General features: G+C 42.0%; 11 protein-coding genes and 1 pseudogene. 10 read left to right on the top strand and 2 right to left on the bottom strand.

The genetic code is table 11. The features are described from left to right. Positions 1-197: 197 nt before the first annotated feature. From Q7P97_RS08535 to Q7P97_RS08520, 4 genes are all read left to right on the top strand, one after another. Complete coding sequence (locus Q7P97_RS08535; protein WP_303968788.1) at positions 198-446, top strand: hypothetical protein; 249 nt, start codon at positions 198-200, stop codon at positions 444-446. Further along, positions 440-586: a hypothetical protein gene (locus Q7P97_RS08530; RefSeq protein WP_303968787.1), complete on the top strand. Its 147-nt coding sequence runs from the start codon at positions 440-442 to the stop codon at positions 584-586. The genes Q7P97_RS08535 and Q7P97_RS08530 overlap by 7 nt, the downstream gene beginning before the upstream one ends. Positions 587-706: 120 nt before the next feature. Then, positions 707-853 (top strand): hypothetical protein, encoded by a 147-nt coding sequence (locus tag Q7P97_RS08525; protein WP_303968786.1) that lies wholly within the window; start codon positions 707-709, stop codon positions 851-853. A gap of 121 nt (positions 854-974) precedes the next feature. Continuing rightward, complete coding sequence (locus Q7P97_RS08520) at positions 975-1,121, top strand: hypothetical protein (protein WP_303968785.1); 147 nt, start codon at positions 975-977, stop codon at positions 1,119-1,121. Positions 1,122-1,175: 54 nt separating this feature from the next. Here the strand turns inward: Q7P97_RS08520 and Q7P97_RS08515 are convergent, their stop codons facing one another. Both Q7P97_RS08515 and Q7P97_RS08510 read right to left on the bottom strand, forming a co-directional pair. Beyond that, positions 1,176-1,715, bottom strand: coding sequence for a GDYXXLXY domain-containing protein (locus Q7P97_RS08515; RefSeq protein ID WP_303968784.1), 540 nt, complete (start codon positions 1,713-1,715; stop codon positions 1,176-1,178). Continuing rightward, a complete protein-coding gene (locus Q7P97_RS08510) occupies positions 1,705-2,787 on the bottom strand; it encodes a DUF2157 domain-containing protein (protein ID WP_303968783.1) in 1,083 nt (360 codons plus the stop codon). The genes Q7P97_RS08515 and Q7P97_RS08510 overlap by 11 nt, the downstream gene beginning before the upstream one ends. Positions 2,788-3,036: 249 nt before the next feature. Here Q7P97_RS08510 and efeO point away from each other — a divergent pair, with 249 nt between their 5' ends. From efeO to Q7P97_RS15570, 6 genes and pseudogenes are all read left to right on the top strand, one after another. Beyond that, positions 3,037-3,885 (top strand): iron uptake system protein EfeO, encoded by an 849-nt coding sequence (efeO, locus tag Q7P97_RS08505; RefSeq protein WP_303968782.1) that lies wholly within the window; start codon positions 3,037-3,039, stop codon positions 3,883-3,885. A 4-nt stretch (positions 3,886-3,889) separates the two neighbouring features. Beyond that, the gene (gene efeB, locus Q7P97_RS08500; protein WP_303968781.1) at positions 3,890-5,167 is read left to right on the top strand and encodes an iron uptake transporter deferrochelatase/peroxidase subunit; all 1,278 of its coding nucleotides are present in this window, start codon (positions 3,890-3,892) and stop codon (positions 5,165-5,167) included. Next, complete coding sequence (locus tag Q7P97_RS08495) at positions 5,142-6,890, top strand: FTR1 family iron permease (RefSeq protein ID WP_303968780.1); 1,749 nt, start codon at positions 5,142-5,144, stop codon at positions 6,888-6,890. Before efeB ends, Q7P97_RS08495 begins: the two co-directional genes overlap by 26 nt. Positions 6,891-7,588: 698 nt before the next feature. Next, entirely contained in the window at positions 7,589-9,403 is a 1,815-nt protein-coding gene (locus Q7P97_RS08490) for an assimilatory sulfite reductase (NADPH) flavoprotein subunit (protein ID WP_303968779.1), read from the top strand. Positions 9,404-9,425: 22 nt separating this feature from the next. Further along, on the top strand, positions 9,426-11,150 hold the full coding sequence (gene cysI / locus Q7P97_RS08485; protein ID WP_303968778.1) for an assimilatory sulfite reductase (NADPH) hemoprotein subunit: 1,725 nt from the start codon (positions 9,426-9,428) through the stop codon (positions 11,148-11,150). Between the two features lie 263 nt (positions 11,151-11,413). Then, a pseudogene (locus Q7P97_RS15570) lies at positions 11,414-11,511 on the top strand (NAD(P)H:quinone oxidoreductase, type IV); the annotation flags it as partial.

Below are 11,511 nucleotides of genomic sequence, written 5' to 3'. Positions count from 1 at the left end.
GCTGCTAGTTGTCTCATGGCCACGGCCTACCCCGCAGTTGTGCCTGCACTACTAAGTGGTTGACAAGTTGGATTGTGGTTTATAGAAGATGAAGATCAGTGGATCGGTGATACCTTTCTTCGGTTTTGGAAAAGTAGGTAACAGATAGATTGGATCGTTGCTCGAATTTGGCTTGGTCATGGGAAGTGGTGAGGGTCATGTTTTGGACTCGCGCAGGCACGTGGGGGATTGCCTCCAGCCATGAGCCAACTAGCGGTGGGGCTGCTAGCTGTCTCATGGCCACGGCCGACCCCGCAGTTGTGCCTGCGCTACTAAGTACTTACCAAGTTAGGTTGTGGTTTATAGTAGATAAAATCAGTGACTGGGTAGTACTAGTTCCTATTCTTGCAAAAGAAGAATCAGAACTGCTTTACACACTATCTAACGTAGGCGGCTGCCAGTGGTAGGCGTAGCAATGAGACAGCCAGGCGCACTTCCTGTCTGGCTCATTGCGGAAGCCATCCACCACCGCCGAAGTGAGGCCAATGATCGCCCCACTTACATTGCCGGTCAAACCACAACCACTGCACAAAACAAGGAAAAGTAAGGGGGCGCAAAACCACTACCTAACATCGTAACCTACTTACTTGCACGAACAAATTATCCATGTACTGGAAAAACAATTAACTGAACTGCCCTACACATCATCTAACGAAGGCGGCTGCCAGTGGTAGGTGTAGTAATGAGACAGCCAGGCGCTCTTCCTGTCTGGCTCATTGCGGAAGCCATCCACCACCGCCGAAGTGGGGCCAACGACCGCCCCACTTACATAGCCAGTCAAACTACTACCTTTGCACAAAACAAGGAAGAGTAAGGGGTTGCAAAAACCACTATCTAACCTCGTATCCTACTTACTTGTACGAACAAATTATCCACGTACTTGCAAAACAAGTACCTGAACCGCCTTACACCCAATCTAACGAAGGCGGCTGCCAGTGGTAGGCGTAGTAATGAGACAGCCAGGCGCACTTCCTGTCTGGCTCATTGCGGAAGCCATCCACCCCCGCCGAAGTGGCGCTAATGCCCGCCCCACGTACATAGCCAATCAAACTACTACATTTGCACAAAAAAACCGCCACTAGAAATCGCTAATCCACGACTTCCAGCAACGGCTTATAACACTCTACTACAGCAATCTATTTCGGCCGTACATTTTCCAACACGGCAAAACCATCACGAACCTTTACATCAGCAATCAACTGCCCTTTGCGTGAAAGGTCCTCCAACTGCATACCGGTGTTTTCTGCCACATAGTAACGATCAGGAAGGAAATTGGCGAAATACGTTTGAATTTCATCAATATTGAATTCACTGTAGTAATACATATCTCCCTTTAAAAACAATCCATCATTTGGTTTCTTATGTGTGACCATCTTCAATCCATAAAGATCTCCCTCTTCTTGTTCCAACACGGCATATACCGTAAGCTTTCCAGTATCGTGTTTGGAAAACTCTTCAATAAGCGCTGGATCTAGATCGTCTTTTGTGAATTCTTCAATCGCAAACTGAAGACTGACATAATCACCATAAAGAATATCGCGTGGGTCGACAGGTACGGTTTCCAATGTGATAGTTTTACCCGTATTCACTGTATACAAAGGCTTCCAAGTCATCGCTAAAAGCAGGATGATGGGGACGATTAAGGCAACAAGGAATAGATTCCGTTTATTCTTCATGACGTTTCACCGTCTCTCGTCGTGATTTTTCAAACCAGAATCCAAAGCCAATTAGCAACAAACCGCCTACGATGAAAAATAATGACTTTGGCATAAAGTCGTATGTGATATCCGTGTAATAGCGATAGATTAACGCACACGTGATCAAGATAGCGGGTAAGCTACCTTTCTTCAATAAATACACCAACAAGATTACGAATAGAGCAGTGAAAATATAGGGCGCAGAACCATCAAATCGTAATCCCTCCCAATTGAATGGGAAAGTTAGCATAATACCTGTGATTCCAAATAGTACCGAACCCGTCCAAGAAGCCTCTGTCAGATAATGCTTGATAGGTGCAAGTGCAAGGAGTACGCCTAATATAAAGACAATCAAGATAGAAATCCATTCATCAACGTGGAAAAACTCTAGCATATTGACGATGAAAGACGCGCTTAGTAAAACACTCATAACAAACAATGAACTCTTTCTACCAAATCGAGTTTCGTTCATCCAGAACAATACAGGAATCAAGAGGAGTAGCCAGAGAGGACCGAAGCTTCCCGATTCATAAGCTGAAAAAGCGCTAAAGCTGTAAATAATAAAAAATGCACTAGCAAATACTGCGAGCAATTGATCCTTAAGATAATAAGCTAGCGGTAAGATTCCAACACCCCATAAAAGGAAATCCGTATACACCGTATGTTGCAAATGAAAGCTTTGGCCAATTAGGAATATACCTGCTCCAAAAATGGCAGCACCGATGTAGTACATACTACGAGATGTTCGTTCGTAATCAATTTCCAGCTTATACCCTGCAAAGTACGCCAAGATCATCCCGACAACAATTAATCCAAACTTAAAGAATGGCGTGAGTCCTGCCCAGTTGCCTGCAATGAAGCTTAGTATTCCTATCCCTACTAATATAGCTCCAAAAGCCAGTAGAATTCTCACGAAATTAGGGCCGCCTTTAGATTCATAAAGCGAGAGCATTTCGTCGGCATCTGCTGCTTCCATCTTGCCTTGCTGTTGTAGAAAAGAAAATTCTCGTTGCAAGAAATCAAATTGTTGCTTGTTGATTTTTCTTTTCACATTGATTTCCTCCCTTCATAATGGTTACTTAGTAGACGAAAGAAAGCGATTTTTGTTACAAAATTCTAAAAAGTATAGAAGTAACAAAATAGAAAAATATCTAGTTGAATATAGTATCTCTTAAATTTTCTAAAAACACAATAAGTACTAGAAATATACATATATCTCCTTAAAATCCCTATTGATTTATCTTTTGAGAACGATTATCATTGATAACAGCAAACTAAATCGTGGGAAGTGGGAATTAAAATGAAGCAAACAGTAGTAACAGCATTCGCCTTGACGACAGGAATTCTTTTGGCGGGCTGTGGAACGGCAGACGAACCTACAGAAAAAGAACCAGCAGTAACAGAAGCGGTGGATCTAACTGCTGAAACAGATGCATATAAAGAGTTTGCACTTGAACAGATGGATGAGTTCGTTATCGATACAGAGAAATTTGTTACGGCAGTTAAAGCAGGAGAAATAGAAGAAGCAAAAAGAATCTATCCGATTGCTAGAATGTATTTTGAACGCTCTGAACCAATTGCAGAAAGCTTTGGCGATTTAGACCCGCGAATTGATGCGCGTTTAGCAGATGTTCAAGAAGAAGGTCAAGGAGAAGAAGAGTGGTCTGGCTACCATAAGATCGAATACGGGCTATGGGTAGAAAATACAACTGAAGGCTATGCAGATGTTGCAGATCAGTTGCTAAAAGATGCAAAAGAATTGCGCGCACGTGTAGAAACAGTGGAAGTGTCTCCAGACTTGATGGTTACAGGTGCAGTCGATTTATTGAATGAAGTATCGACTTCCAAGATCACGGGAGAAGAAGAAATTTATTCTCATACGGATCTATATGACTTCAAAGCAAATATTGAAGGCGCTGAGAAAATTTTTGAAATCTTTAAAGATAAAATGATAGAGAAAGATCAGCAGTTGGTCGACGAACTTGAGTCGAAATTCGAAACAATCAATGGGTTGCTTGCAGAATATGAAGATGGTAACGGTGGCTATATATCTTATGAAGAGTTGACGAAGGAAGATACTAAAGCTTTATCAGAAGCAGTAAATCAATTAGGTGAGCCATTAAGTATGATGGGCATCGTAACGGAGTGATAAAATGACAGACCACACTGAAGAAAGATTCTATGATAAGAAAATTTCACGTCGTCAAATGTTGAAGTATACAGGAGCAGGTGCAGCAGGTGTTGCGATTGGTGCATCAGGTCTAGGCAGTGTTCTCAAAGTATTCGGAATGGTAGAGGAAGAAGACAATCCACGGTCGAAAAATAAGATCAATTTCTATGGTAAGCATCAATCAGGAATCGCTACAGAATGTCAAAGCTATGTATATTTTGCTTCGTTGAATGTATTGGTGAACTCACAACAAGAATTGATAGATCTATTTAAAATGTGGACCCCTATTGCGGTACGCATGATGAATGGTGAAGAGATGGATGGCCAGACGTCTAACATGCTCATTCCCGCTAAAGATACAGGAGAAACAGTCGGGTTGGACGCTTCAAACTTAACATTGACATTTGGTGTAGGTCCGTCACTATTTGAAAAAGATTCATTAGGTTTAGCTTCAAAAAAGCCTGCTGAGCTAAAAGATTTACCGCATTTCCCAAAAGATCAGCTAGATCCTGCGTATACTGGCGGAGACATTTGTATTCAAGCATGTGCTGATGATCCGCAAGTTGCATTCCATGCGGTTCGAAATTTAGTGCGGGCAGCTTCGGGAAAAGTAACACTAAAATGGACGCAAGCAGGTTTTAATTCGTACCCAATGAAAGGTAAGAAAAAAGAAACACCTAGAAATCTATTTGCATTTAAAGATGGTTCCGTCAATCCGAATGGATCCAAAGAAGCTGAGATGAATGAAGTCACTTGGATTGATGCGGGTCAGTCAAAGTCTTGGATGACCAATGGAACATACATGGCTGTTCGTCGCGTCCAGATGCATCTGGAAACATGGGACAGAACTGCATTGCAGGAACAAGAAGCAACATTTGGTCGCCATCGGGATACAGGCGCGCCAATCGGTAAGAAGCATGAGATGGATGAAGTAGACTTAGACGAAAAAGATGCAAAAGGGGAGTATGTCATATCCGAAGCTTCCCACGTGCGGTTAGCGAAGAAGTCCAAGCAAAAAATATTCCGTCGCTCTTTCTCTTATAGTTCAGGTGTAATGGATTCGACAGGTACATTTGATGCCGGTTTATTGTTCATCTCGTTCCAAAAAAAGCCTGAACAATTTATTGCCATTCAAAATAGTTTTGGGCGTGAAGATAAATTAAATGAATATATTACCCATCGCGGCAGTGCATTATTCGCTTGCTTCCCTGGAGTCCAAAAGGGAGGCTTTATCGGTGACTCACTCTTCTCGATTATATAAATGGATAGCGGTTATGCTAATCGTCATCGTTTTACCAATACGCCCAGCGTTCGCTGAAACCGAAACAAATTATAGTGATCTATATATATCCATCAGTGATTCGATCATGCAAACGAAAAAAGCAAATGATGCAGAAGCCTTGTCTTCTTTGCAAGAGTTTGAATCAATATGGCAACAACAAAAGCTGGAGAGTTCAGAGTACACGAAGGAAATCGATAAGACGTTAAAGAAAGCCTTGAAAGCTCACTCTGCAACACGTGGAGAGTTATTGAGTTCATTATCCAAAGCAGTACACGAGCTGGAGAAGTCAGAAAATCCAGTTGACGAACTAGCAGAGCGCGAGAAGTTCGGCAAAGCAATGGAACCTGCGCTTGCAGATTTACAACAAGCAATTGAGTCCGATTCGCTTGAAGAGATCAAACAAGCTAATCAGCAGTTCGTTTCCACGTGGACACGCAATGAACGACCTGTGCGTGAACAGAGTATTTCAGCATATGGTGCAATTGAAACGAGTATGGCATTCATGCGAATCACGTTAGCAGAAGAAAAACCTGATCTCGAAGCATATCGTACACAGTTTGACGATCTGACTATCATTGTTGATCAGTTCGTCAACGGGACATTGAAAGAAACAGCAACTGAAGATTATTCATTGACCACGTTGATTGCGTTATTAGATAAAAGTTCAGATTCGTTACAAAGTGGAAAGCTTGATGACGCAAAGAAGTCATTACGTGAGTTCATTCAAATCTGGCCGAATGTTGAAGGGGAAGTACGTACGAAAAACGCTTCACTTTATACACAGCTTGAAAATGAATTACCGTTGATGATCGGCCAATTATCGAATAGCGGCTATGATGTTGAAAAAGCGGATGATCAGTTACAAGATTTTAAGCAGCAAATCGCCTTACTTCAAACAAATGACAGTTTCAGTTTCTGGGACTCTGCCTTGATTCTTTTACGTGAAGGTCTGGAAGCATTGCTGATTATTATGGCGTTGCTGACGTTCTTGACGAATGCCAATCAGCAAGGAATGCGCAAATGGGTATATGTCGGCGCAGGTGCAGGTATTACGCTGAGTATTATAGTAGCTGTTATGATGTCGACGGTACTACAGTCTGTCACGATTGGTAATGACCGCGAAATGATGGAAGGTTATGTCGGACTTGTAGCTGCAGCATTGATGATCGGTGTTGGAATTTGGATGCATCAAAAATCCAATGTGGCTTCATGGAATCGCTATATATCCAAGCAAATGGGTCAAGCGATTTCTAAAGGGAGTGTACTTGCGATGGCTTCGGTCAGTTTCCTTTCTGTATTTAGAGAAGGTGCGGAAACGATTGTGTTTTACGCGGGGATTGCGCCAAAGATGTCCACACTAGAGTTTGTGATGGGTATTCTGCTAGCTGTTGTCATATTAGCGATTGTAGCAGTTGTTTTCATGAAGTTAAGCCACCGCATTCCGATTCATCGCTTCTTCGCAGTGGCGACAATTTTGATTTATGTACTGGCGTTTAAAATTATCGGTGTGAGTTTGCATACGTTGCAGTTGACGAATGTAATTAACACAACTGTGCAACCGCGCTTGCCAATTATTGATGTGATCGGTTTTTATCCTACCACTGAAACGATCATGGCACAGCTTGGGTTGCTCGTAATTATTGTAGTGGTGGCTTGGGTCAGAAAAGCAGGCAACCATTCCAAAGCACAGCTTTCGAATTAACTAAACAAGGATGTTCCAGAAGTGACTTCACTTCACTGGGGCATTCTTTTTTTGTATGGTTTTAAGTTCAAGGTCTTAACGTGAATTTCAGAGTTGGTTACTTTGTGGGGACGAGGGGATGGAAGTTCCAGCTGGCGGACGCTTTCCCATGGGCCTGCGGGAAGTGCCGTAACGAAGAACGGCTTTTGCTAGTAAAAGCGCAGCGTTAGGAGCACATCTTTGCACTTCGCGGCCTGCTTCTGCTTCCATCCTAATTTGATATTGAAGGTACTTTTATCACTCATTATAAGTAGTGTGTGAACTATTATTTTACGTAAACTTATTCAAAATCAAAATAGATTACAACCATAGCTTTAATGATCAACTAAAAGTGTAATCCACTCATATTGTAAGGGATTGGTGCGTAGGAGGGGCGACTCCCAGAGGATCAGGCCGACAGATGAGACAACCAAAGAGAGTGCAGCGAACTGGTTGGCTCATCGCGGCCCCTCAGGAAAGCGTCCCCTCCGAAGCGCCAATCCCCACCCCCAACAAAATTTTCACCCACTCTATTTCAAAGAAGTCCACTTCATTATATTAAAAACCTACTTGACTAATAGGTTTAATAACATTACAATGAAATCATCTTAAAAATAGTTGTCAGTCTAGTCAGATTTTGTTTGGTGAAAAATATATAAGAAGTTGTGAGGGTGATGAATATGGCTTTACAAGTTTCGAACAGTCCTTTCAGTGAAGAACAAGTAGAATTGCTCAATCGTCTGTTGCCAAGTATTTCGGTAACACAGCAAAGTTGGCTGAGTGGTTATTTAACAGCGGTCAGCTCAGCTTCAGTGCCTTCTGGTGGAGTCGCTGTATTAGATCGTCCTGCTATCGAAGTTCCGACGGCAGTAAAAGAAATAACTGTACTTTACGGCTCACAAACAGGCAACGGACAAGGAATTGCGGAACAAGTAGCAGCTAAGTTAAAAGAGCAATCTTTTGAAGTAACAATACAGTCCATGAATGATTTCAAACCAAATAATCTGAAGAAAATTGAAAACTTATTGCTTGTCGTCAGTACACACGGAGAAGGAGATCCGCCTGATACAGCCTTACCATTTTTTGAGTTCTTGCATGGAAAACGTGCTCCACAACTAGATCATCTCCATTATTCAGTATTGGCACTTGGCGATAGCTCATACGAATTCTTCTGTAAGACGGGCGCTGATTTCGATCAGAAACTATCTGACCTTGGCGCTGTTCAGTTAGCACCACGTGTAGATTGTGATTTGGATTATGATGAGCCAGCAGCACAATGGCTAGCAGCGGTGGAAGTTTCGTTAGACATCCAAACGGGTGGTCAATTGACTGCAGCTAGTGTGGAAGTCGAAACTTCATCTTCAACTCAATATTCACGCACGAATCCATTTAATGCAGAAGTATTAGAAAATATTAACCTAAACGGCCGCGGGTCTAATAAAGAGACGCGTCATGTAGAGATTTCATTAGAAGGATCTGGATTGACGTATGAGCCTGGGGATAGTGTAGGTATTTTCCCAACAAATAATTCCGACTTAATCGATGAGATTATTAGTATTGGTAAATGGAATGCGGAAGAAACTGTCGAAATTAACTCACAAGGAGAGCGCCGAGCTTTACGCATTGCTTTACTGAATCACTTAGAAATAACTGTAGTAACTAAGCCGTTACTTGAAAAGCTATCTAATTACTCTAAGTCAGAAGAATTGAAGAAACTTCTGAGTAAAGAAAATGTGGATGAACTTCGTGCGTATATCAATGGAAGGGATTTACTAGACGCATTAACGGACTTCGGACCAATAGAAGCATCAGAACAACAACTAGTTGCGATTCTGCGTAAATTGCCAGCGAGATTATATTCAATTGCAAGTAGTCTAGAAGCGAATCCTGAAGAAGTGCATCTGACAATTGGTGTTGTTCGTTACGAAGCGCATGGTCGCGACAGACAAGGCGTTTGCTCTATCCAATGTGCAGAAAACCTTGAGCCAGGAGATACATTACCCATCTATATTCATAAAAATGATAATTTCCGGTTACCTGCTAATTCCGAAACACCGATCATCATGATAGGACCAGGAACGGGTATCGCGCCATTCCGTTCGTTCATTGAAGAACGGAGTGAAACAGGAGCAGAAGGAAAGTCTTGGTTGTTCTTTGGCGATCAGCATTATGTGACAGACTTCTATTATCAGACTGAATGGCAGAATTACGTGAAGGATGGTGCGTTAACACGCCTCGATGTAGCCTTTTCACGTGATACAGATGAAAAAGTCTATGTACAGCATCGCATGAAACAAGCAAGTCAAGAACTGTACCAATGGATTGAAGAAGGTGCAGTGACTTATGTATGTGGTGATGAACAGAACATGGCAAAAGACGTCCACGCGACGTTGCTGGAAATCCTTCAACAAGAAGGTGGTAAATCACTTGAAGAAGCCGAAGCATTCATTACACAGTTAGTTCAAGAAAAACGCTATCAGAGAGATGTCTATTAAGTATCCGAAGGGGAGTGGGAGCATGTCTTCAACAACAAAACCGATCCATATACAAGATGGAGCACCGAGTGATGTAGAAGAAATAAAAATTGAAAGTGATTACTTGCGTGGAAATCTTATCGAAACGATGAATGATTCCATCAGTTCAGGAATTCCAGATGATGATAACCGTCTAATGAAATTCCACGGAAGTTATTTGCAGGACGACCGTGATTTACGGGTAGAGCGTCAGCGTCAAAAGTTAGAGCCGGCCTATCAATTCATGATCCGCGTGCGGACACCAGCTGGCTTCGCTACGCCAAAGCAATGGCTTGTTATGGATGAACTGGCACATAAATACGGTAACGGTACATTAAAGTTAACGACACGCCAAGCATTCCAAATGCATGGAATTTTGAAATGGAATATGAAGAAGAATATTCAAGAAATGAATGACGCGTTACTGGATTCTATTGCGGCTTGTGGCGACGTCAACCGAAACGTCATGTGCAGCCCGAACCCAAATCAATCGTCAGTTCACGCAGAAATATATGAGTGGTCAAAGAGGTTAAGCTTAGACTTATTGCCACAAACAACGGCTTATCATGAAATTTGGTTAGATGAGGAAAAAGTTGTCGATACAGCGGGGGAGGAAGTAGAGCCGATTTACGGTGCGACGTATTTGCCTAGAAAATTCAAGATAGGAATTGCGGTACCTCCAATGAATGATATCGACGTATTCTCTCAAGACATTGGGTTGATTGCGATAGTAGAAGACGAAAAACTAGTCGGCTTCAACGTTGCTGTAGGTGGCGGTATGGGAATGGCGCATGGAGATGAGCAGACGTACCCTCAGTTAGGTCGTTTGATTGGATTCGTACCTGCAGATCAAGTAGTAGAAGTATCGAAGCATTTAATGATGATCCAACGTGATAACGGAAATCGTTCTGTACGAAAGTATGCACGATTTAAGTACACGATTGATTCTCGCGGACTTGATTGGTTAATTGGAGAGCTTCACAATCGTTTAGGTTGGGAATTGGAAGAGACGCGCCCTTATCACTTTGATCATAATGGTGACCGCTATGGATGGGTGCCAGCAGAAAATGGAAGATGGAATTATACGTTCTTCATTGAAAACGGTCGTGTGCGTGATACTGAAAACTATAAACTGATGACTGCTCTTCGTGAAATTGCAGAGATCCATACAGGTGATTTCCGCCTGAGTCCGAATCAAAACTTAGTGCTAGGCGATGTAGCTGATTCAAATAAGAAGAATATAGAAGAGATTATTTCGAAGTATGGTTTGGAGTCTCCAGCTGAGCAGTCAGCATTACGTAGAAACTCCATGGCATGTGTATCGTTGCCGACATGTGGTTTGGCGATGGCAGAGGCTGAACGTTATTTACCTTCATTGATTACAAAAATCGAGGGCTTACTAGATGAAGCTGGGCTTGGCGATGAAGAGATCGTGACACGTATGACAGGATGCCCGAATGGATGTGCACGTCCTGCGATAGCGGAACTCGGCTTTATCGGTAAGGGACCAGGTAAATATAATATGTATTTAGGCGGCGGATTTACAGGACAGCGCCTAAGCAAAATCTATCGTGAAAATATTGGAGAAGAAGAAATACTAAGTGAACTAGGCCCTATATTAAAACGATATGCAAAAGAACGCGATGAAGGTGAGCACTTCGGAGACTTTGTGATCCGTGCTGGTATTGTTGCAGAAACTACGGACGGTACGAATTTCCATAAGGTATAAATAAGACAGCTAGAGTAACATCTAGCTGTCTATTTTTGGACTTTATAAGTTTTAAGTAAGCTAAATAATTTTTGGATTTCACTGGAAACCATGATTTTACTATTACAGCTCTTTTTCAATTGAAATGTAAATAAATCTGGTATAAAAATTATATGAGTGGAGATGATTAGTAATAGAAATAATGGGGAAAGGAAGAAAGAATGGGTTCTCTTAGTATGAGTCTTTAATTAAACGATATTTATCAAACTAAAGGAGATGTTTGGATGTCAAAAGTTAAGTTAGCAGTAATTTTTTACAGTATGGGTGGAACGAATTATCAATTAGCAAAGTGGGCAGAGGCAAGTGCGAAAGAAGCAGGCGC

The sequence above is a fragment of the Sporosarcina ureae genome, assembly GCF_029267015.1.
Classification (GTDB): domain Bacteria; phylum Bacillota; class Bacilli; order Bacillales_A; family Planococcaceae; genus Sporosarcina; species Sporosarcina ureae_D.
The sequence above is the reverse complement of the archived record's forward strand: the minus strand, read 5'-3'. Positions and strand labels throughout refer to the sequence as shown.